At 38.7% G+C, this 24,912-nt stretch carries 13 protein-coding genes; all 13 read left to right on the top strand.

Features of this window, described 5'->3' with window-relative positions; translation table 11 throughout:
* Nucleotides 1-61 precede the first annotated feature (61 nt).
* Complete coding sequence (locus QLS97_RS09630; protein WP_282716266.1) at nucleotides 62-1,741, top strand: polysaccharide lyase; 1,680 nt, start codon at nucleotides 62-64, stop codon at nucleotides 1,739-1,741.
* 79 nt (nucleotides 1,742-1,820) lie between these two features.
* Complete coding sequence (locus tag QLS97_RS09635; protein ID WP_282716267.1) at nucleotides 1,821-4,991, top strand: DUF6298 domain-containing protein; 3,171 nt, start codon at nucleotides 1,821-1,823, stop codon at nucleotides 4,989-4,991.
* A 71-nt stretch (nucleotides 4,992-5,062) separates the two neighbouring features.
* Nucleotides 5,063-6,457: a glycoside hydrolase family 140 protein gene (locus tag QLS97_RS09640; RefSeq protein WP_282716268.1), complete on the top strand. Its 1,395-nt coding sequence runs from the start codon at nucleotides 5,063-5,065 to the stop codon at nucleotides 6,455-6,457.
* Between the two features lie 66 nt (nucleotides 6,458-6,523).
* Entirely contained in the window at nucleotides 6,524-8,098 is a 1,575-nt protein-coding gene (locus QLS97_RS09645) for a glycoside hydrolase family 28 protein (protein WP_282716270.1), read from the top strand.
* Between the two features lie 301 nt (nucleotides 8,099-8,399).
* Nucleotides 8,400-9,317 (top strand): glycoside hydrolase family 43 protein, encoded by a 918-nt coding sequence (locus tag QLS97_RS09650; RefSeq protein ID WP_282716272.1) that lies wholly within the window; start codon nucleotides 8,400-8,402, stop codon nucleotides 9,315-9,317.
* Between the two features lie 45 nt (nucleotides 9,318-9,362).
* Nucleotides 9,363-11,225, top strand: a complete 1,863-nt coding sequence (locus QLS97_RS09655; RefSeq protein ID WP_282716274.1) for a sialidase/neuraminidase family protein — start codon at nucleotides 9,363-9,365, stop codon at nucleotides 11,223-11,225.
* Between the two features lies 1 nt (nucleotide 11,226).
* Nucleotides 11,227-14,007: a glycoside hydrolase family 78 protein gene (locus QLS97_RS09660; RefSeq protein ID WP_282716276.1), complete on the top strand. Its 2,781-nt coding sequence runs from the start codon at nucleotides 11,227-11,229 to the stop codon at nucleotides 14,005-14,007.
* 69 nt (nucleotides 14,008-14,076) lie between these two features.
* Nucleotides 14,077-15,504: an acetylxylan esterase gene (locus tag QLS97_RS09665; protein WP_282716278.1), complete on the top strand. Its 1,428-nt coding sequence runs from the start codon at nucleotides 14,077-14,079 to the stop codon at nucleotides 15,502-15,504.
* Nucleotides 15,488-17,965, top strand: coding sequence for a glycosyl hydrolase family 95 catalytic domain-containing protein (locus QLS97_RS09670; RefSeq protein WP_282716280.1), 2,478 nt, complete (start codon nucleotides 15,488-15,490; stop codon nucleotides 17,963-17,965). Before QLS97_RS09665 ends, QLS97_RS09670 begins: the two co-directional genes overlap by 17 nt.
* Nucleotides 17,966-18,123: 158 nt before the next feature.
* Nucleotides 18,124-19,692, top strand: coding sequence for an MGH1-like glycoside hydrolase domain-containing protein (locus QLS97_RS09675; RefSeq protein WP_282716282.1), 1,569 nt, complete (start codon nucleotides 18,124-18,126; stop codon nucleotides 19,690-19,692).
* 227 nt (nucleotides 19,693-19,919) lie between these two features.
* Entirely contained in the window at nucleotides 19,920-22,673 is a 2,754-nt protein-coding gene (locus QLS97_RS09680) for a glycoside hydrolase family 78 protein (protein WP_282716284.1), read from the top strand.
* A 141-nt stretch (nucleotides 22,674-22,814) separates the two neighbouring features.
* Nucleotides 22,815-23,963 carry a sialidase family protein gene (locus QLS97_RS09685; protein ID WP_282716286.1) on the top strand — a complete coding sequence of 383 codons (1,149 nt, stop codon included), beginning with the start codon at nucleotides 22,815-22,817 and terminating at the stop codon, nucleotides 23,961-23,963.
* A gap of 22 nt (nucleotides 23,964-23,985) precedes the next feature.
* A complete protein-coding gene (locus QLS97_RS09690) occupies nucleotides 23,986-24,897 on the top strand; it encodes a sugar phosphate isomerase/epimerase family protein (RefSeq protein ID WP_282716288.1) in 912 nt (303 codons plus the stop codon).
* Nucleotides 24,898-24,912: the final 15 nt, after the last annotated feature.

Here is a 24,912-nt window from a genome sequence, read left to right on the forward strand (position 1 = left end):
AATTTTAAAAATTCTAATTCTTAAGAAGATTCCAATGCTTAACATTTTTCAAAAAAACATTATGAAGCGGGCTATTATGGTAGTTTCTTTTTGCCTGTCTTTTTCATCAGTATTTGCGCAGTATCCCGTAATTTCCAATGAACTTCAGGCTAAAACTGACACCATCTTGGCAAAAGAAGAAAGACGTTTAAAGGAAATCTGGACTAATAACTCCAACACTCTGAAAGAAGATGCAAAACACGGTAAACCTTATTTGCCATGGGTTTCCTACCCTAAAGATTTTGTACCTGCGGAAATCCCAGCTTTTCCTGGAGCCGAAGGCGGAGGTGCTTTCACCCAAGGAGGCAGAGGCGGAAAAATATTTGTGGTGACCAGCTTGGAAGACAGCGGCGTAGGTACTTTCAGGGAAGCTTGCGAAGCAGTGGGTGCGAGAACCATCGTATTCAATGTTTCGGGGATTATTCGATTGAAAAACCGCATCAGCATGCGAGCGCCTTATGTTACAATTGCTGGACAAACTGCCCCTGGTGATGGTATTTGTATCGCGGGAGAAACCTTGGAAATAGATACGCACGACGTTATTATAAGACATATGCGTTTTAGAAGAGGCGCAACCGATGTTACCCGAAGAGATGATGCACTTGGCGGAAATCCGATGGGGAATATCATTATTGATCACTGCTCTGTAAGCTGGGGATTAGACGAAAATATATCATTGTATAGACATCAATTTCAGGCAAATGATAAATCAAAATTGGAGAAATTGCCAGCTTGTAATATCACCATTCAAAACACGATTTCTTCGGAAGGCTTGGATACCTATAATCACTCTTTTGGAAGTACTATTGGAGGGTTGAATAGTACCTTTATGAGAAATTTATGGGCAGATAATATTTCAAGAAATGCTTCTATCGGGATGTACGGCGACTTTAATTTTGTGAATAACGTGATATTCAATTGGTGGAATCGTTCCTTGGATGGCGGAGATTACCGTTCGTTGTTCAATATTATCAATAATTATTTCAAGCCAGGACCAATAACTCCCACAGATCAACCTATTAGTTATAGAATCTTGAAACCGGAATCGGGTTACATGAAACCAAAAACTTTTGGCAGAGCTTATGTTTCGGGAAATTATATAGTAGGATCTCCAGAAGTTACTGCCGATAATTGGAATGGCGGAATTCAATTGGAAGATCTTTCATTGGAACAATCTAAAGAATATTTAGAGTTAATCAAACAACCAAAACCATTCGCAATGCCTCAGTTTAAAATAATGAAGGCAGAAGAAGCATATGAATTTGTGTTGAACAATGTAGGGGCAACTTTGCCAAAAAGAGATGCGGTTGACGAAAGAATTGTCAAACAAGTTCGAACAGGAAAAATTGAGGTTAAAGACGGATTAGAGAACACTATAGGTAAAGAATTCATCAAAAGAAGATTGCCTGCAGATTCTTATAAAAAAGGAATTATAACTCATCCAGATCAGGTTGGTGGTTACCCGGAATACAAAGGGAAAGCCTATAAAGATTCAGATAATGATGGAATTCCAGACAATTGGGAAAAAAAATATGGTTTGAATCCAAAAGATGCGTCCGATGCCAACAAAGATTTGAATGGCGATGGTTATACCAATATCGAAAAGTATTTCAACGGCATCGATCCAACACAAAAAACAGATTGGTCGAAAGTCGAAAATAATTCCGATACATTGGCGAAGTCAAAAGGATTACTGCAATAATATTTTAAATTTACCCTAACAGGTTTCCAAAACCTGTCAGGTATAATCAGAAAAATAAATCTACCAAATAACTTTAAAAGTGAATTTTATCCAACTAAAAAATATAATTTCTCTTCAAAAAGATAAAATGATTTTGTCCGGTTTCGCTTTGCTTTTTTGCATTAGCAATAGCGTTGCACAAAACACATTTCCTGATATTGTAAAAACGAAAGAAGGAACACTTTCTTTTACCGCCGATAATCAAGGAAACCAAATTCCTGATTTTTCCTATGCAGGATATATGGCTTCCGAAAAATCAATTCCAAGCCTCGAAAATAAAATTTTTGTTCCAAAACAAGAAGAAGATGCGACTCAAAGAATACAATTGGCCATTGATTATGTCAGTAATCTAAAACCGGATAAATCTGGTTTTCGGGGCGCTGTTCTTTTAGATAAAGGAACCTTTAAAATCAGCGGGACTTTATACATCAAAAAATCAGGTGTGGTGTTGCGTGGAAGTGGAAACACCGAAAACGGAACCGTGCTTTTAGGAACTGGACTGGAAAGAGAAGCCTTAATTCGCGTTCTTGGTGTTGATGATAGAAAGTACGGAGATACTTTTGAATTCAATACAACTTATACGCCACTTGGAACACAAAAAATCCAGTTAAAAAATATGTCTAAATTAAAAGTCTCGGACGAAATTATTATCAGTAAACCGTTGACCGATAATTGGATCAAGGAATTGAATATGCAGGATTTTGGGGGAGAAACCTCTTGGATTGGCTGGAAAAAAGACAGTTGGGACATGACTTGGAATAGAGTCGTAACCAAAATCAATGGAAATGAAGTTACCTTGAATGCTCCTTTGACAATGGCTTTGGATGATGTTTACGGAGCTTCGAAAGTAACAATATATTCTTGGCCAGGACGAATAGAACAAGTAGGTATCGAAAATATTTTAATGAAATCTACTTACAACGCCGCCAATCTAAAAGACGAAGAACACCGATGGTTGGGAATTAGCATCGAAAACACCAGAAATGCCTGGGTAAGACAAGTTGCTTTCAAACATTTTGCGGGTGGAGCTGTTTCAGTGTTAAAAACGTCGCAACAAATCACGGTGGAAGATTGTATCGCTACAGAACCTATTTCGGAAATCGCTTCTTTTAGAAGACACACTTTTTATACTGAAGGTCAGCAAACCTTGTTTCAACGTTGTTACTCCGAATACGGTTACCACGATTTTGCCGTGGGAGGTTTTGGAACGACGGGACCAAACGTGTTTTTACAATGCGAATCCCATTTGCCTTTTGAAAATAGTGGAGCCATCGGAAGTTGGGCGACTGGCGTATTGTTTGATATTGTCAACATCGATGGCGACGCCTTAAGTTACAACAACCGAGAACAAAACGGAAGAGGTGCAGGATGGACAGCAGCAAATAGCGTTATCTGGGAATCTTCGGCTTCAAAAATAGAATGTTATAGTCCGCCAACTGCTCAAAACTGGGCTTTTGGAGTTTGGGGACAATTTGCAGGAAACGGGCATTGGAAAGACGTAAATGGTCACATCAGTCCAAGAAGTTTGTTTTATGCACAGTTGGAAAATCGTTTGGGAAAACTTCCCGTGAAACCTTACTTATATGATTTAGGTTCAGAACCATCTTCGAGTCCAACGGTGGAAGTAGCTTTAGAATTAACTAAAAATGCGATTACGACCGCAATGAGTTTGCCGGAATGGATTGCTACCGTTTCCAAATTAAACTCTATTGCAATAAATAGCTCGGGTCTTAAAAATGCCAATGATTTAAAATCAAGTGTAGAGCCATATAAGGTTGCCAAAAATACTTCTAAAGTAAAAACCGAGAATGGCTTACTTACTTTTGAAGGAAAAATAATCGCAGGGAAACAAACGAATGTGGCGTGGTGGCGTGGTAGCCTTTTAGACAAGGAAGTCCAAAAATCATCACAGCATATTACTCGATTTGTTCCGGGAAGAATTGGAACGGGACTTACGGACAACATCAATGAAGTGGTTGATTATTTAAGTGCCAATAATATAATTGCCCTTGAACATAATTATGGTTTGTGGTACGACCGAAGAATGGATGATCATGAACGCGTTCGCCGCATTGATGCTGATGTTTGGCCACCTTTTTATGAACAGCCATTTGCCCGAAGCGGACAAGATTTGGCTTGGGATCATTTGAGCAAATACGATTTGACCAAATTCAATGATTGGTATTGGACTCGCTTGGCGCAATTTGCAAATTTGGCTGAGCCAAATGGACAATTGTTGGTCAATCAACAATATTTTCAGCACAATATCATAGAAGCCGGAGCGCATTGGTCTAGTTCTCCTTGGCGTTCAGCCAATAATATAAATCAAACAGGATTCCCGGAACCACCGCCTTATGCTGGAGACAAGCGCATTTTTATGGCGGAGCAGTTTTATGATATTGCCAATCCAGCGAGAAGAAAATTGCACCAACAATTTATCCGAAAATCATTGGAAAATTTTCAAGAGAACAGCAATGTCATTCAACTGACGAGTGCCGAATATACGGGTCCTCTTCACTTTATGCAATTCTGGTTGGATGAAGCCCAAAAATGGAAAACCGAAACGGGTAAAAAAGGAATTATTGGGTTGAGTGCTACCAAAGATGTTCAAGACGCCATTTTGAACGATGCCAACAGAGCAAAAACAGTTGATGCCATTGATATTCGTTATTGGTATTACAAAGAAGATGGCTCTGCTTATGCTCCACAAGGGGGTGTAAATTTAGCGCCAAGACAACACGCCAGAAAATTAAAAGTAGGCAAGGAAACAGAGGAGCAAGTTTATAGAGCTGTTCGTGAATACCGTGAAAAATATCCAGAGAAAGTAGTCTTGTATTCTACCGATGGTTCTTCGAGATTTGGATGGGCGGTTTTGATGGCGGGAGCTTCCTTGCCTAATATACCAAAAATCCAGCTTCCGGCATTCTATTCGGAGATTAGTGGTATGAAATTTGTAAATGGAAACACGTTTTCAGATGCTGTTTGGAAGCTCGAAAATAAAGGAAAAGCCTATCTTTTTTATGCAAAGAATTCCCAAGATATTTCAATTGACCTTTCTGCAGGCAAAGGAGATTTTGAAGTCTATGCAATTAATCCAACAACTGGAAGCGTATCAAAAAATGCAAACATTAACGGTGGAAAAACAGTTGTAATTCCCGCTTCTGAAATGAAAGAAAAAGTATTATTCGTAATAAAAAAAAGTAATAATTAACAATATTCCAGTCTCGACTCCCTCTCCTTTGGAGAGGATTGGGGTGAGGAAATAATTCAAAATAAAACAAAATGAATCTGAAAATTAAATATTTATACGCCCTTTGTATAAGCTTTATGTTTACTGCACAAAGCGGATTTTCGCAATCCAAAAATTTACCAAAACTTAAAGTTTCAAAAAACCAACATTATTTTACCACCGAAGATGGAAAGCCATTTTTCTGGTTGGGAGACACTGGTTGGCTGACCTTCGGAAAATTAGACAGGGATGGTATAAATAAATATTTTCAAGACAGAAAAGAAAAAGGATTCAATGTAGTTCAGGTGATGGTTTTGCATAATTTGAATGTGGTTAACGTTTATGGTGATGCTGCCTTGATTGAAGAAGATGTAGCTCAGCCTTTGACTACGCCGGGTAACAATTTCAGTAATCCTGCCGAATATGATTATTGGGATCACGTAGATTATATTTTGGATGTGGCTCAAAAAAATGGAATCTATGTAGCGATGGTGCCCGTTTGGGGAACCAATGTGGCAAAAGGAAATAAGGTAAGTAAAGAACAGGCTCAAAAATATGCCCAGTTTTTAGCCAATCGCTATAAGAACAGAACCAATATTATTTGGCTGAATGGTGGCGACACTCACGGTAACGAATTTAAAGATATCTGGAATGCCATCGGAAGCACATTAAAAACCAATAATCCCGATAAATTAATGACTTTTCACCCTTTCGGTCGAACCGATTCTTCCGATGATTATCATAATACTACTTGGTTGGATTTCAATATGTTTCAATCCGGGCATCGTCGATACGATCAGGATACATTGCCAGGTTCTTTCAAAGAAGATAATTACAAATTCGTTCAAAGAGATTTGACTTTAAAACCGACAAAACCAACGCTTGACGGAGAACCATCTTACGAAGGAATTCCACACGGTTTGCACGATACATTGCAACCATTATGGAAAGCAAGTGACGTAAGACGTTACGGATATTGGTCAGTTTTTGCTGGAGCTGCGGGTTATACTTACGGACATAATGCCGTAATGCAAATGTTCAGAAAAGGCGACAAACCAGCGTATGGAAACAAAGTACTTTGGTACGATGCCATCAAAGCGCCAGGAGCCGGACAAATCATTTACCTTAAGAAATTGATGTTGGATTTTCCATATTTGGAAAGAGTTCCAGACCAATCTTTGGTTGCGAATCAAGGAGAGAAATACGATTATTTGGTTGCTACCAAAGGGAAAAACTACGCCTTGATTTACACTTATACAGGTAGAAAAATTGCCGTGAATATGGGAAAAATCGCAGGAGATAAAGTAACGGCAAGTTGGTACAATCCAAGTAACGGACAAAAAACCAAAATAGGAATTGTAGCCAATAAAGGGACTCAGGAATTTCAGCCTACTGGCAAAAAGGAAGACGGGAATGACTGGGTGTTAATTTTAACGTCAAACAAATAAAAAACGGTTTTATCTGTGAAATCTGTGCCCAAAAATTATGTATTTGTGGCAAAAAATAACAACACTATGAAAATCAAAAATATCATAATAATTCTCTGCTTCATAACTGGACTTAACACTGCTTTCGCTAATGATGGCTGGCTAAATATCCTAAACGAAGGCGGAAATAATAAGGGCGTAAAATGCACTGAAGCGATTCAAAACGCCATCGAAAAAGCATCTAAAAACGGAGGAGGAACTATTTTTTTTCCTGCCGGAGAATATTTGACAGGCGCTTTAAAATTAAAAAGCAACATCACAATCCATTTGGATTCAGGAGCCCTTTTGAAATTTTCAGAGAATTTCGACGATTACCTTCCGTATGTGGAAATGCGTTATGAAGGAATCGTGATGCAATCTTTTTCGCCATTGTTTTATGCGAAAGATGCGGAGAATATTACCATCAAAGGAAGAGGTGTCATTGACGGACAAGGAAAAGCGTGGTGGAATGAAGTGTACCGAATTGAAGGCGCTAAAGGACCGATACCATTGACGAAATACCAAAAAATGTGGGACGAACAAAACAAGGGTATTGTGTATTCTCCATATTATCAAAGAACGATTGACAAGAAGTTTTTCAGACCTTCTTTTTTTCAAGCCTACAATTGCAAAAATATTTTAATCGAAGGAGTTACGTTCAAAAACTCCCCTTTCTGGACGATAAACCCTGAATTCTGCGACAATGTAACCGTAACAGGAATTACAATTAATAATCCGCATTCGCCAAACACAGACGGAATCAACCCTTCGTCTTGCACAAATGTTCATATTTCAAACTGTCACATCAGCGTGGGAGACGATTGTATTACCATCAAATCGGGCAGGGATGCAGACGGCCGTAAATACGGAAAAGCAACCGAAAATGTGACCATTACCAATTGCACAATGTTGAGCGGTCACGGTGGCGTTGTCATTGGAAGCGAAATGTCGGGCGGAATCAAAAAAATCACGATTTCAAATTGCGTTTTTGACGGAACCGACAGAGGAATCCGCATCAAAGCCGCTCGTGGTCGTGGTGGAGTTGTCGAGGATATTCGCGTGGATAATATTGTAATGAAAAACATCAAGGAAGAAGCCATTATTTTGGATTTGTTCTATGATAAAGATAATACGGTGGAGCCCGTTACAGAGCGCACGCCTATTTTCAGAAACATTCACATCAGCAATGTTACGGGTGGAAACGTAAACAAAGCAGGATTTGTTCGCGGAATTTCTGAAATGCCAATTCAAAACATATCTTTTTCGAATATCAATATGGATGGCAAAGAAGGTTTTACGGTAATTACAGCAACAGATGTTGAATTTCACGATGTAAAAGTGAATACAACAGTGGGTTCCTCTTTCAAAATCACCGATTCTAAAAACCTCATTTTGGACAACGTAGGTTCTTCAACACCAATTAAAGGAATTCCGGTTATCAAAATCGATAACGCTTCGAACATTATGATCAACAACAATTTTCCATTCAACGCCACCGATATTTTTATAGAAGCAGACGGAAAAGACACGAAAAATATCTTTCTAAAAAACAATGTATTTAATAATGTAGATACGGTTGTGAAAAAAGGAAAAGACTTGGATAAAAAAGCAATTACAGAATAATGTAATTATTATTTAGGAGCAGAAACATTGGGCATTTTTGGAAGCATCGTCCCGCTATCCGTTTCAAACGAAGTTCACTGAACTCAGATGAAAATAAAAGTATAGTGAAGTAATCTTATAAGCCGAACACCGGCTTATTAGGATTTTCACTTCTATCGGGGCTAAAAGGAGAGATTTTGCTTTTTTGCCATTAAGAGTAAACGCCCTAATCCTGCAAGGTCTTTTTTTGACCTTGTAGGTATTTCAATAGACAAATCATACCTACAAGGTTTTGAAAACCTTGCAGGAGAAAAACAGAACAATGAAAAAAATATTCATCATACTAACGCTTTCACTTTTCGCTGTAAGCTATTCCCAGAAAAAGAAAGAAATTTATCTTTTCACTTCTTTCAGGGAACCGGCTACCGAAGGTTTATATCTTGCGTACAGCGAAGACGGTTACAATTGGAAAGGTTTGGAAGGATCGTTTCTAAAACCTGAAATTGGTGCCAGCAAAATAATGCGTGATCCATCAATCACAAAAGGCGCTGATGGAACCTATCATATGGTTTGGACAACAGATTGGAAAGGCGGAAACGGTTTTGGATATGCCAGTTCCAAAGATTTGATTTATTGGTCGAAACAGGAATATATTCCAGTGATGAAAAATGAGCCAGAAGTGGTCAACGTTTGGGCGCCCGAAATTTTTTATGATGATGTCAAAAAAGAATACATTATTATTTGGGCATCAACGATTCCGTTCCGATTTGCAAAAGGAGTGGAAGAAGAGAAAAACAACCACCGAATGTATTACGTGACAACCAAAGATTTCAAAACATTTTCGGACACGAAATTGTATTACGAACCAGGTTTTAGCGTCATTGATTGTGTGATCGTAAAAAAAGGTAAAAAGGATTATGTTTTGGTTCTAAAAGACAACACCAGACCAATGCGAAACATAAAAGTAGCTTTCGGAAAATCACCTTTAGGGCCATTCAATAAAAGTTCAGAGCCCTTGACGGAGTATTTATCAGAAGGACCAACTGTCGTTAAAGTCGGTAAAAACTGGTTGCTGTATTATGATAACTATGGATCAAAAAATTATAAAGCTTTAAGCACTTCGGATTTTGTTCATTTTGAAGATGTTTCCTCAAAAATAAAACTTCCCGAAGGTCATAAACACGGAACGATTACCACGATTTCAAAAAAAGTTTTAAAAGGATTAATGGAGAAAAAATAATGGTTTGCCAATCCCTAGGGCTGGCGACATAAATATAAAACAATAATGATTGCATTCCATAAAATAAAAAGTATTGCGCTAACAATTGCCTTTTGCGGCAGCATAAATGCGCTCCAAGCACAACAAGATACCATACGATATGTAGGCAAAATACTTTCTAATGTCGATTACCACCACGGGCAATTGAGTCCTGCTGTTGGGGTTCACGCTACCCAAATTATGCGTGCTAGCAGAGAACATCCTGAAAAAGCAGATGGTTTTGGCTGGACATACAACCACCAATCGATGATGGCGTATTGGAATAATACGTTTTATTTACAATATTTGAGTGACCCAACTGGAGAACACATTCCGCCGAGTCAAACTTTTTTGATGACTTCCAAAGATGGTGAAAAATGGAATAAACCAACTGTGCTTTTTCCAATTTATCGCATTCCTGACGGCTTTAAAAAAGAAGGAGTAGAAGGAGTTGCCAAAAATCTGGATGCGATTATGCACCAGCGTATGGGCTTTTATGTTTCATCCGACAACAGGTTGCTGACTTTGGCCTATTATGGAGTGGCGATGGACAAAAAAGACGACCCGAATGACGGAAAAGGAATCGGTCGTGTGGTGAGAGAAATCCACAGAAACGGAAGTTTGGGCCCTATTTATTTTATTCGATACAATAAAAACGGGAATCCACTGCCAACAACATTTCCATTTTATACCAAAAGCAAAGACAAAAAATTCATCAAAGCCTGTGACGAATTACTTTCTAAACCATTGTTAATGCAGCAGTGGGTGGAAGAAGCTGATCGTGATGATGCATTGGTTCCGTTAAAAAAACAATACAAAGCCTTCAGTTATTACCATTTACCAGACGGAAATGTGGTTGGTTTATGGAAATTTGCGTTGACTTCCATCAGTAAAGACGAAGGTGAAACTTGGCAGTATAATCCGTTGAGAGCACCGGGATTTGTAAACAGCAATGCCAAAATATGGGGACAAAAAACTTCCGATAATCGCTATGCAACAGTTTATAATCCGTCGGAATACCGTTGGCCGTTGGCGATTTCAACCAGTAATGACGGCTTGAATTATACGGATTTATTGCTAGTTCACGGAGAAGTAAGTCCGATGCGTTATGGCGGAAATTACAAATCTGCTGGTCCGCAATACGTTCGTGGAATTCTGGAAGGAAACGGAACTCCGCCAGACGGAAAACTTTGGGTGAGTTACAGCGTGAACAAAGAAGATATTTGGGTGGCTTCAATCCCCGTTCCTGTGATGAGCGAAGTGAAAGAAAATGCCAACGATGTTTTCAATGACTTGCCAAATGGAGAAGAATTAAAATTATGGAATACCTATGATTTGTCTTGGGCTTCCACCAAAGTAGAAAAGAAAACGGACGGCAAAAAATGGCTGACATTAAGAGATCAGGATGCTTTCGATTATTCTCGTGCAGAGCGTATAATTCCTTTTGCCCAAAAAATGGAAGCGACTTTTACGGTAAAACCAGAACAAAATAATCACGGGTTGCTTCAAATAGAATTTCAAAATAAACAAGGACTTCCAGCCATTCGATTGGTGTTTGATTCGGATGGAGAATTAAAAGTGAAACACGGTGCCCGTTCTGGTGGGATTACTAAATACGAGGCGGGAAAAGAATATAAGATTGCCGTGAAATTAGACGTTACATCTCGTTCCTATACTGTAAAAGTGAATGATAGCAAAGAGACCTTTAAAATATTCTATGCACCGGTAGATGGTATTTCACGCATTATGTTCCGTACTGGCGATCAACGTTATACGCCAAATCCTGATACGGCTCCGGATATTCCAGATTTTACTGATTTGCCAGATGCGGGTAAATTAATTCCAGAAGCAGTATTTAATATCCAATCATTGATTACAAAAAAGTTATAACGTGAAGTTTTTCAAAACCATATTGTTTTTTATTTGTCTTTTAGCGACTTTCAGTTCTAATGGGCAAATTGCTGCCGACCATTTAACTTGTGAAATGGCAGAAAATCCATTGGCTGCAAGCCAAAATCAACCACGATTAAGTTGGCAGTTGGTTTCTAAAGAATCGAATGTATCGCAAACAGGGTATCAAATATTGGTTGCTTCTTCCGAGAAAAAATTACAGAAGAATGAAGCTGATATTTGGGATAGCGGGAAAGTAGTTTCAAATAAGAATCTTCAAATTAGGTACGACGGGAATCCTTTAAATAGCGAAACAAAATACTTTTGGAAAGTAAAAGTCTGGAACCAGAATAGTAAATCTTCCAATTGGAGCAAAGCTAATTTTTTCAGAATTGCACCTTCCGAATCCGATTTGAATCCAACTTGGATTGGCGCGATTACAAAAGCCAACAGTCATTTGCCGGAAGGCAGAAATTACCACACGGCAACTTTCAAAAAAGAAAAAAAAGAAGCGATAATCAATGCTTCGGATTCTTTGGCACGCAGAAGTATTATGCTTCGCAAACCATTTGCTGTTGCTAAAGAAATCAAGGAAGCCGTAGTTTATATTTCGGGATTGGGACATTATGAGTTGACTATAAATGGCAAAAAAATTGGCAATAGCGAGTTTGCGCCTTTGTGGACAGATTACGACAAATCGGTTAATTACAATACCTATGAATTATCGGCTGATGAATTGCAAAAAGGCGAAAATGTAATTGGAATTCTTTTAGGAAACGGAATGTACAATATGGTTGCCGAAAGATATGCCAAGTTTTTTGTGAGTTTTGGTCCACCGACTTTATTTTTCAAGATGAAAGTGGTTTATAAAGACGGTTCTTCAGCAATTATTAAGTCGGATGCAAGCTGGAAATACAGTAAAAGCCCGATTACCTTCAATAGTATTTTTGGAGGGGAAGATTACAATGCCAATTTAGAGCAAAAAGGTTGGGATGCCAAAGGATTTGATGACTCGAAGTGGAAAAAAGTAGTTGTTCAGGAAGCTCCAAAAGGAATTTTGAGAGCACAGACAGCACCGCCAATTACAGTGCAAAAACAATATGATGTCAAGGATGTAAAAGAAATTAAACCCAACTTTTATGTTTTTAATATGGGACAGAATCTTTCCGGATTTACGACCATAAAAGTTAAAGGAAAGAAAGGTCAAACGGTTCGTGTTTGGGTTGGCGAAGGCTTGAACGATGATGGAACTGTTGGACAAGGAAAAACAGGGAAACCGTATTATTATGACTATACTTTAAAAGGTGATGGTGTAGAAGAATGGCAACCTAAATTCAGTTATTATGGTTTTCAATATGTCCAGATTGAGAATATAAATTACAAGGAAACTAAGAATAAAAATCTTCCAACACTTGTAGATTTAAAATCTAATTTTATATACAATTCGGCTGGCGAGGCGGGAATTTTTGAATGTTCTAATGACATTTTCAACAAAACACACGAACTGATTAATAATGCTATAAAAAGTAATTTTCAGAGTGTGTTTACTGATTGTCCGCAACGCGAAAAATTAGGCTGGTTAGAGGAAATTCACTTAAATGGACCAGGATTAATGTTCAATTATAATTTGGCAAATTATATTCCAAGTTCAATGCAAAACATTGCCGATGCGCAGCGAGAAAACGGTTTGATTCCGACTATCGCTCCCGAATATGTTGTTTTTGGAGGTGATTTTACTGATTCTCCGGAATGGGGTGTAACAGGAATTATTTTGCCTTGGATGTATTATGAACAGTATGGGGACGCTTCTTTGTTGGAAAAATATTATCCCGTAATGAAAAGGTACATTGATTATTTAACGACTACTTCAAAAAATCATATTGTGTCTCACGGTTTAGGAGATTGGTACGATTATGGGACGCATCCAGCGGGATACTCAAAAAATAGTCCCATTGCACTTTCGGCAACTTCACATTATTATTATGGAGCCCATTTATTGGCAAAAGCCGCAAAATTGTTGAACAAGGGAGTCGATATTGCTAAGTATGAAACCTTGGCTTCGGATATTAAAAAGGCTTTTAACGACGAATTTTTTAATGTAGCAACCAAGCAATACGGGACGAGTAGCCAGTTTAGCAACGCTGTTCCGGTTTTTATGGAAATTGTGGAACCGCAATACAAACAAGCGGTGATGTATAATTTACTGGAAGACATCAAATCCAAAGGGGATCGATTAACTACAGGAGACGTTGGGAATCGTTATTTATTTCAAGCTTTGGCTCGAAATGGCGAAAATGAAACGATGTACAAAATGAACAATCACTATGATGCTCCTGGATATGGTTTTCAGATAAAATTTGGATTGACAACCTTGACCGAACAATGGGATCCTCGCAAAGGAAATTCGTGGAATCATTTTATGATGGGACAAATTGAAGAATGGTTTTACCAAAGTCTGGCCGGAATTGTTTCGGATGATGAAAATCCAGGATTCAAGCATTTCTTTATCCAACCAGAGATTGTGGGCGACATGACTTTTGTAAAAGCAAGTTATCAATCTATTTATGGTAAAATTGCTTCAGCTTGGGAGAAAAAGGACAGAAAATTATTCCTGAAAATTGAAATTCCTGCCAACACATCCGCCACCATAAAATTGCCGGTTTCTAAAAATTCAGAAATTAAAGTCAATAAAAAATCGATGAGTTCAGGTTTTGATGAAAAAGACAAAAAACCTACTTTAGAATTAGGTTCAGGAATTTATACAATTGAATGCAAAATATAGTTTTCGACAGAGACCTAACAGGTTTTTAAAACCTGTTAGGTCCAATGAGAAGCTAACAATAAATAAAAAATGAAGAATTTAAAAAACATAGTTTTTACTTTAATAGGATCAATTTTCGTATTGACGTTCGCAAACGCGCAATGTACATCTGATACTAATTTCAAGAAGCCGGTTACGGAAACGATAAAAAAGATTGAAACTATTTTTCATATAACCATCACTGACGACAGAGGTTTATTGAAAGAAAAAGAATTGGATTATGCCGATTGGCGCATTGAACAAGGCAATTTAGAAGTTTCTTTGGCCAATGTTTTGGTTCCTTTTGAGTTGACTTATTTTAAGCAACCTGATGGAAGTTATCTAATTCGAAAATTTGAAAGCCATAAAGTATCGATTGATAAAGGAAAGGAAAGGTTGGAATTTCTAACCAATTTATATCCGACTTTAGCCGATTGGGAAGCGCGAAAGAAAGAGCTGAAAGCGTGTATGATCACGTCGTTTGGTTTGGACAAAGCGCCACCAATGCCAAAATCAAAACCGATTTTAACTCCAAAAAGAATTTATAAAGATTATAGCGTAGAAAATATTGGATTGGAAATTCTTCCGGGCGTTTACGTAACGGGTTCGATTTACAAACCCTATCCTTTAAACAAAAAAGCGGCTATTATTTTAACACCCGACGGACATTTTGGAGACGGAAGATACAGAAACGACGAGCAATATCGTTGTGCCATAATGGCCAAAATGGGGGCAATAGTGGTGAGTTATGACTTGTTTGCTTGGGGTGAATCATTGCTTCAATTTCCGGAACAGACACACAGAAACAGTATCGCATCGACAGTTCAGGTTTTAAGCGGAATACGGTTATTGGATTATTTGGCAACGATAAAAAATGCTGATGTTTCTCGTGTTGGCGTTACCGGAGGTTCCGGCGGAGGTTCGCACACGATGTTTTTGGCAGCTTTAGATGACAGAATTAAAGTTTCGGCTCCGGTCGTAATGGTTTCTTCGCATTTTTCGGGAGGTTGTCCTTGCGAAAGCGGTCGAGGAATTCATTTGTGTGGCAACGGAACCAATAATGCCGAAATTTCGGCAATGATGGCGCCAAAACCGCAATTGATTGTTTCGGATGGAAAAGACTGGACATTGGCAGTTCCAGAATTGGAATTCCCTTTTATCCAACGCACTTATGGACTTTACGGTAAAAAAGAGTTGGTAGAAAATGCCCATTTTCAAGCAGAAGGTCACGATTTTGGAGTTTCAAAACGCATGGCTTTGTATCCGTTTATGGCCAAATATTTGGGTTTGGATTTGAATAAAGTGAAGAATGCCAAAGGCGAAATTGACGAATCAACCTGCGTGATGGAACCCAAAGAAAAGATGTTCGTTTTTGGTGATAAAGGCGAAAAATTGCCAGCCAATGCCTTGAAGGATATCAATAAATTATATGAAATGTTCGGAGAAAAAAATAATAAAGTATATGAAGTTAAGAAGTAAAATTGCCGGTATTGTTTTTGGAATTGGATTCCTTGTTGGTGTGCAGAATTTAGGTGCGCAAACGACAACTGAGTTAAAACTTTGGTATGACAAACCCGCTGCCATCTGGAACGAAGCCTTGCCTTTGGGTAATGGTCGTTTGGGAGCGATGGTTTTTGGAGACCCTTCCGTGGAACGTTTGCAATTAAACGAAGAAACTATTTGGGCAGGTTCGCCAAACAGCAATGCGCATACAAAATCATTGAAAGCGTTGCCTATTGTGAGACAATTGGTTTTTGACGGAAAATTTGATGAGGCACAAGATTTGGCTACCCAGGATATCATGTCCCAAACCAATGATGGAATGCCGTATCAAACTTTTGGAAGTGCCTATATTTCGTTTCCGGGACATCAGAAATATACCAATTATTATCGTGATTTGAATATTGAAAATGCTACTGCAAAAGTAAAATACACCGTAAATGGCGTAGAATTTACCAGAGAAATATTTACCTCTTTTTCAGATCAGGTTATTGTGGTAAAATTGTCGGCGAGTCAGCCGGGACAGATTACGGCGAATGTTTTTATGAACAGCCCTATTGACAAAACAGTTCCTTCAACGGAAGGCAACCAAATTCTGCTTTCTGGAATTGGGACTAATTTCGAAGGTGTAAAAGGAAAAGTGAAATTCCAGGGAAGAATTGAAGCCAAAAATAAAGGTGGAGAAGTTTCGGCAAGCAACGGAGTACTTAGCATTAATAAAGCCGATGAAGTGACGCTTTACATTTCGATAGCGACCAATTTCAAAAACTATCAGGACATTACCGAAGATGAAGTAGCGAAAAGCAAATCGTTTTTGGAGAAAGCTTTACCGAAAAGTTTTGATGAAATCAAAAAAGCACACATGGTCTATTATCAAAAATTCTTCAACAGGGTTTCCTTCGATTTGGGTTCAACTGACGCCATCAAGAAACCGACGAATGAAAGAATTCGCGATTTTTCCAAACAATTCGATCCGCAATTAGCCAGTTTGTATTTTCAATTTGGGCGTTATTTGCTGATTTCGAGTTCACAGCCTGGTGGACAACCGGCCAATTTACAGGGAATTTGGAACGATATGGTAACTCCTCCCTGGGACAGTAAATACACGACAAACATCAATGCCGAGATGAATTATTGGCCGGCCGAGCTAACCAATCTTTCGGAGATGCACGAGCCCTTTATTCAAATGGCAAAAGAATTGAGCGTTACGGGAGCAGCAACTGCCAAGATGATGTACAATGCCAATGGTTGGGTGTTACACCACAATACCGATATTTGGCGTGTAACCGCCCCGGTAGATTCCGCTGCGTCTGGAATGTGGCCTACGGGTGGCGCTTGGGTTTCTCAGGATTTATGGGAACGCTATTTGTACACAGGAGATAAAAATTACCTAAAAGAAATTTATCCGATACTAAAAGGTGCAGCAGATTTCTTTTTGGATTTTATGATTACCGACCCAAACACAGGTTATTTGGTGGTTGTTCCATCGAGTTCTCCTGAAAACACACACGCTGGCGGAACGGGAAAATCAACTATTGCTTCCGGAACTACGATGGATAATCAGTTGGTTTTTGATTTGTTTACCCACGTAATCGAAGCTTCCAAATTGGTTGCTCCTGATGAAGATTATGCTAAAAAAGTAAGTGTAGCTTTGGCTAAAATGGCTCCGATGAAAGTTGGAAAACACAATCAGTTGCAGGAATGGCAGGACGATTGGGACAATCCGAAAGACAATCACCGACACGTTTCGCATTTGTACGGCTTGTTTCCAAGTAGCCAGATTTCGCCAATCAAAACACCGGAATTATTTGAAGCGGCCAAACAATCCTTGATTTATAGAACAGACGAATCGACAGGATGGTCAATGGGCTGGAAAGTGAATTTATGGGCTCGATTATTGGACGGAAATCACGCCTACAAATTGATTCAGGATCAATTGCATTTGGTAACCGCTGATCAAAGAAAAGGTGGCGGAACCTACCCAAATATGCTCGATGCACACCAACCGTTTCAGATTGACGGTAACTTTGGATGCACAGCAGGAATCGCCGAAATGCTGATGCAAAGTCAGGAAGATGCGATTCATTTATTGCCTGCTTTGCCAACTGTCTGGAAAGACGGTAGCATCAAAGGTTTGGTTACCCGAGCCGGATTTGTAATCGATATGACCTGGAAAAATAATAAAGTTTCGACCTTGAAAGTATATTCAAAAATAGGAGGAAACTGCCGATTGAAATTGGAAAACACTTTGAAAGCAGATAAAGGAATTGTGCTTAAAAAAGCAAAAGGTAAAAACCCGAATCCGTTGTTTTATGCTGTTGAAGTAAAGAAACCGATTATTTCTAAAGAAGCTAAATTGCCTAAAGTACAATTACCAAAGTACAATGAATATGATGTAGAAATGAAAGCGGGACAGACGTATAGTTTCTCTGCAAATTAAATTAGGTATTAAAAACGAATATTGTGTCCGCGTGAGTGATGGCAGTGGAGCTCTTTTTTTGAGTGGCTTTTTTAGCCGATCAAAAAAAAGCTGGAACGTACAGCACGATCCGGAGTTTTTACGAAGGGTCACGCCCAAAAAATTAAAATAAATAGAATATGTTACATCAATTAAAATATAAAATAATTGCTTTCATTATACTGATTTCTGCTTTAAACAGCGGATGTAAATCAGGTGCGGCACATTCCAAAAAAGGAACGGCCGTTATTTTGAAAGCCGATAATTTCAAGCATTATGTTGATTATTTCAACACGATGGAAGACGAGAATTTGAAATTTGCGATTCCAAATGACAGTGCTTGGAACTGGATGAAAAAGAATGTTCCGTTGTTTGAATGTCCACAGCAAAATTTTGAGGAGATTTATTATTTCCGTTGGTGGAGTGTGCGAAAACACATCAAGAAAACACCGCAGGGATTTGCGATTACGGAGTTTTTGGTGGACCGTTCGTATGCAGATAAATACAATATGATCAGTTGTGCGCTGGGGCATCACATCAATGAGTTTCGCTGGGTTCACGATCCGCAGTATTTGGAGCAGGATGTTCATTTGTGGTTTCGAGGGAATGAAGGCAAGCCAATGAAAAAGTTGCGAACCTTTAGCAGTTGGACGGCGGATGCGTTGTACAACCGTTATTTGGTGAATAAAGATGATAAGTTTTTACTGGATATGTATCCTGATTTGGTCGCCGAATACGCCGCTTGGGAAGGCGACAGAAAACGTAAAGATGGATTGTTCTGGCAGTTTGACGTGAAAGACGGAATGGAAGAATCGTTGAGCGGGGCAAGAAAATTCAGAAATGCGCGCCCGACGATTAACAGTTATATGTACGGAAATGCACAGGCTTTGGCGAAAATGGCGAAGATGAAAGGCGATGCCAAACAGGAAAGTTATTTTACTGCGAAAGCGGATACGCTTCAAAAATTGGTGGAAACGAAATTGTGGAATCCAAAAAGTGAATTCTTTGAAACGTTTACAGAGAAAGATACGCTGGCGCAGGTTCGGGAGGCGATTGGATTTATTCCGTGGTATTTTAATCTGCCACAAAAAGGCAAAGGTTTTGAAAAAGCTTGGGAACAAATTAAGGATGAAAAAGGATTTTCAGCACCTTTTGGATTGACAACGGCAGAACGCAGAAGTCCGCGTTTTAGAACACACGGAACCGGAACTTGTGAATGGGATGGCGCAATTTGGCCTTTTGCCAGTTCGCAAACTTTAACGGCTTTGGCCAATGTTTTGAATAATTACAATCAGAATTTTGTTGCCAAAACCGATTATTTCAAGCAAATGGATTTGTATGTGCAATCGCAATATTACAGAGGAAAACCATATTTGGGAGAATATTTGGACGAAACCACGGGTTATTGGTTAATGGGCGACAGAGAACGAAGCCGTTATTACAATCATTCGACTTTCAATGATTTAATGATAACAGGATTGGTTGGTTTACGCCCAAGAGCTGATGAAAAGATTGAGGTAAATCCGTTGATTCCACAAGAAAAATGGGATTGGTTTTGTTTGGATAATGTATTGTATCACGGCAATATCATTACGATTCTTTGGGATAAAACAGGTGAAAAATACGGAAAAGGAAAAGGTTTCAGAATTTTTAAAAACGGAAAAGAAATTGCGGTTTCAGAAAAATTGGAGAAATTAGTATCGGAATAAAATTGGGACGCGGATGACGCGAATTAAAATGGATGTGTGCGGATTTTTTTGTCATTTCGACGAAGGAGAAATCACATCCAGAGAGCAACGAACGTAAATCCGTTATGTGATTTCTCCTTCGTCGAAATGACACACTTGATGGAATTTGCTAATCAAAAATTAATCTGCTGAATTTGCTGAATCTGCGTGAGGAAAAATTATAGCAAATCAGCTTAAAATAAAAATAAATGAAAAAGTTTTTTTTACATACGACATTCATCATTATAACCCTGATTTCAATTTCGGCGCAAGCCCAAAACAAAATCAGCGTAACAAATCTGCAATGCGAAATGCTGAACAATCCGGAAGGAATTGATGTGGTGCAACCTCGTTTGAGCTGGCAGATAAAGTCGGATGTAAATGATGTAAAACAAACGGCCTATCAAATTATGGTCGCTTCGACTTTGGAAAATTTGAATGCCAATAAAGCTGATTTATGGGATACCGGAAAAGTAGTAAGCTACGAATCGGTTAATATTATTTACAACGGAAAAAAGCTGGGAGACCGACAAAATGCGTTTTGGAAAGTAACCGTTTTTACCAATAAAGGGGAAATTAAATCGGCTACAACTGCACATTTCAGTATTGGGATTTTAACCTATGCCGACTGGAAATCGACTCGTTGGATTGGGTATGAAAAATTGTCGAAAGATGACAGCGTTTCCCAGTATTCCAGATTGTCTGCGCGTTATTTGCGAAAAGAAATCAATCTGAAAAAACAGGTCAAATCGGCCAAGGTTTATATTATGGGAATGGGCTTGTATGAGCTGTACATCAACGGAAATAAAATTGGCGATCAGGTTTTGGCACCCGTTCCAACGGATTACACCAAAAACGTGAAATACAATGTTTTTGATGTGACTTCGCAATTGAAGGAAGGTAAAAATATGCTGGGAACGATTTTAGGAAACGGCCGTTTTTTTGCGATGCGTCAGGATTACAAACCGTACAAAATAAAATCATTTGGTTTCCCGAAAATGGCTTTGCAGTTGTTTGTGGAATATTCGGATGGAAGCAAAGACATAATCCGAACCGACGACACCTGGAAACTAACCACTGACGGCCCCATTTTGTCCAACAACGAATACGACGGCGAAGAATACGATGCCCGCAAGGAAATGAAAAATTGGAACACGACCAATTTTGACGATAAAACTTGGGTAAATGCCAGATATGTTCAGGAACCGGGCGGTTTTTATGAATCGCAAATGTCGCCGAATATGAAAATAATGGGCGAGGTAAAACCAATTTCGATTAAAGCGACTCCAAAAGGAACTTATATTTTGGATATGGGTCAAAATATGGTGGGCTGGCTGCAACTGAAAGTAAAAGGAAAAAGTGGCGACAAAATCACGATGAAATTTGCCGAGTCTTTACAGGCTGATGGTTCGTTGTACATTGCCAATTTGCGCGATGCAAAAACTACTGATGTTTATACGTTGAAAGACGAAGGTGAAGAAATTTGGGAGCCGCATTTTATATTTCACGGTTTCCGATTTGTAGAAATTTCGGGTTATACGACCAAACCAACATTGAGTAATTTTATTGGAAAAGTAGTTTATGACGATATCAAAACAACTGGAACTTTTGAATCTTCGGATGCGACGATGAACCAGATTTTCAAAAATGCCTGGTGGGGAATCAGCGGAAATTACAAAGGAATGCCTATCGATTGTCCGCAACGAAACGAGCGTCAGCCTTGGTTGGGAGACAGGACAACGGGAGCTTATGGCGAAAGTTTCCTATTTGATAACCAGACTTTATATGCCAAATGGCTGGATGATATTAAATATTCTCAAACACAAGATGGAGGATTACCCGATGTAGCTCCCGCATTTTGGCGTTATTACGGCGATAATGTGACTTGGCCGGGAACGTATATTACGGTTGCCGATATGCTGTACCAACAATTTGCCGACAAGGAAGTGATTAAAAAACAATATCCGTCTATGAGAAAATGGATGGTGTATATGGAGGAAAATTATTTGGTAAACGATTTAATGGACAAGGACAAATATGGCGATTGGTGCGTTCCACCGGAATCATTAGAGTTGATTCGTTCCAAAGATCCTTCCCGTTTAACGGATGGACAATTGCTGTCGAGTGCTTTTTATTATCAGTTGTTGGGTATAATGAAAAAGTTTGCCAAAATTGCAAACGCTGATGCCGATATTGCGCATTATGATGATTTGACTGTGAGAATCAAAAAAGCATTCAATACAAAATATTTGAATGTTGCAACTAACAGCTACGCCAATAATACCGTGACAGCAAATGTGTTGCCTTTGGCTTTTGGGATGGTTCCTGAAAATTTAATAGACAAGGTATTCCAAAATATGGTTCACGAAGTTGAGGTGACTAAAAAAGGACATATTAGCACAGGCGTAATCGGGACACAATTTTTGATGCGAACCCTGACCAACTTTGGAAGAGGAGATTTGGCTTTCAAACTGGCATCCAACAAAACCTATCCGAGTTGGGGTTATATGGTCGAAAACGGAGCAACCACGATTTGGGAATTATGGAACGGAAATACTGCAGATCCAACAATGAATTCTCAAAATCACGTGATGCTTTTGGGTGATTTAATGATTTGGTACTACGAAAATATGGCGGGAATCAAGAGCAATCCCGAAAATCCGGGTTTCAAACAAATCATTATGAAACCTGATTTCAATGCTGGATTGACTTATGTAAATGCATCTTACGAATCAATTTACGGACTGATTAAAAGCGACTGGAAGAAAAACAAAAATACTTTGCAGTGGAAAATTACCATTCCGGCCAATTCATCGGCAGTGGTGTATTTGCCAACAGCCAATGCATCTTCGGTAACGGTGAACAATCAAAAATTGACTCAATTTTCTACTACTCATAAAACAGAAAATAACAACATCGTTCTGACTTTACAATCCGGTTCGTATGTTTTGAATGTAAAATAAAAACACTTTTTCCTTAATTCAGGATGGTACAGGTTGCAAAATCATTTATTTAGTGTTATTTTTACACTTAATAAATTTTTGCATTTTGATATTTGCATAATACATTGGAAATAAACATCATAATATTTTAAAGAACAAATAATGAAACTCAAACAAATAACTGTTGCCTTTTTTGGACTGCTTCTTTTGGGAGGTTGTAAATCAGCTTTGGAAAAAAAGACTTGGAAAGAAGGAATTTTGGTAGATGAATTCATATACGATAAAGCGCCTTATCCTTCCTGCCACGCTGTAACAATTGTGGAAGCAACCAACGGAGATTTAGTGTCGTCCTGGTTTGGAGGAACGCACGAAAGACATCCTGATGTTTGTATTTATGTAAGCATCAAACCTAAAGGAAGCGACAAATGGAGCGAAGGTGTGAAAGTGGCTGACGGTGTAATGAAAGAAGGGCCAAGATTGCCAACCTGGAATCCTGTTTTGTACCAAATTCCCGGTGGCGATTTGATGTTGTTTTATAAAATTGGACCAAAACCATCGGAGTGGTGGGGTGTAATCAGAACTTCGTCTGATGGTGGAAAAACCTGGTCAGAAGCTAAAAATATGCCTAATAAAAATTTCTTGGGACCAATCAAAAACAAACCTGTTTTATTGAGTAACGGTACACTTTTGTGTCCGTCAAGTATTGAAGGTGACGGATGGCGTTTGCGTATGGAAACCAGTCCAGATTTCGGTAAAACCTGGGTTATGGGTGATACCTTGTCGAGAGGGAAAAATAAAATAAATGCGATTCAGCCAAGCATTCTTTTTCATAAAGATGGAAGTATTCAGGCTATTGGCAGAACCAGAAACAGGGCTATTTTTAGTACTTTTTCTAAAGATAACGGAAAAACGTGGTCGGATATAGAGTTAATTGGTTTGCCAAATAACAATTCAGGAACGGATGCGGTAACGCTTAAAAACGGAAAACATCTGTTGGTTTACAATCACGTTTTGCCTCCTGGTGATTTGGCAAAAGGTCCAAGAACGCCGTTGAATGTTTCTATTTCTGATGATGGAATTCATTGGAATGCAGCATTGGTTTTGGAAGATTCCAAAATAAGCCAGTATTCGTATCCATCGATGATTCAGAGTTCAGACGGAATGGTGCATATCGTTTACACTTGGAGAAGAGAAAAACTGAAATACGTAAAAATTGACCCTAGAAAATTAGTGGCTCTTCCAATCAAAAACGGAATCTGGCCTGGTGACGAAAATAAAGTGGTGACCACCGTTAAAGCGGAAGAAGAATAAGATGGATAGCGGAAAAAATAATATGAAGAATAGTAATTTCAAGAGGAATCTCATCAAAATTACGGCTATACTTTTTACGGCCGTTATTGCTGGGTTGTTCAATAGTTGCGCTACTTCCCATTTATCAAATAAGAACGAGCGTTACAAAATTGCGGTTTGCGACTGGATGATTCTAAAAAGACAAAAACTGGGTTCTTTTGCTTTGGCCAGCGAAATAAAGGCTGACGGAATCGAACTCGATATGGGCGGTTTAGGCAACAGACTTACATTCGACAGTAAGCTAGGCGACCCGATCGAAAGACAAAAATTTCTGGATAAATCCAAAGAATTAAATGTCGGTATCAGTTCCATTGCGATGTCTGGTTTCTATGCACAGTCTTTTGCCAAAAGAGAATCGATAACTTTGATGATTGAAGATTGCATCAAGGCAATGAAAAATATGAATGTGAAAGTGGCTTATTTGCCTTTGGGTACAGAAAGCGATTTGAATAAAAAGCCAGAATTGCGTCCGATACTTATCGAAAGATTAAAATGGGCAGGAAAACAAGTCGGTAAAATAGGCGGTGTCATTGCTATTGAAACTTCATTGAACGCTACCGAAGAGAAAGAATTATTGGAAGAAATAGGTTCTAAATACATCAAAAGCTCTTTCAATTTTGCCAATGCGGTAGATAACGGAAGAGACATTGCTACCGAATTGAAGATTTTAGGCAAAAAACATTTGGCACAAATTCACGCTTCGACTACTGATAAAGTTTGGTTGGAAAATGATAAAGCGGTAGATATGCCAAAAATCAAGAAAACGCTGGACGATATGAACTGGAGTGGTTGGTTGATTATAGAGCGTTCCAGAGATGTAACTCAGGTACACAATGTAAAGGCAAATTACGGTGCAAACGTGGCTTACCTAAAACGTATTTTTCAGAATAAATAAAATTAATTCCCCCTT

Source organism: Flavobacterium yafengii (assembly GCF_030010375.1).
Classification (GTDB): Bacteria; Bacteroidota; Bacteroidia; order Flavobacteriales; family Flavobacteriaceae; genus Flavobacterium; species Flavobacterium yafengii.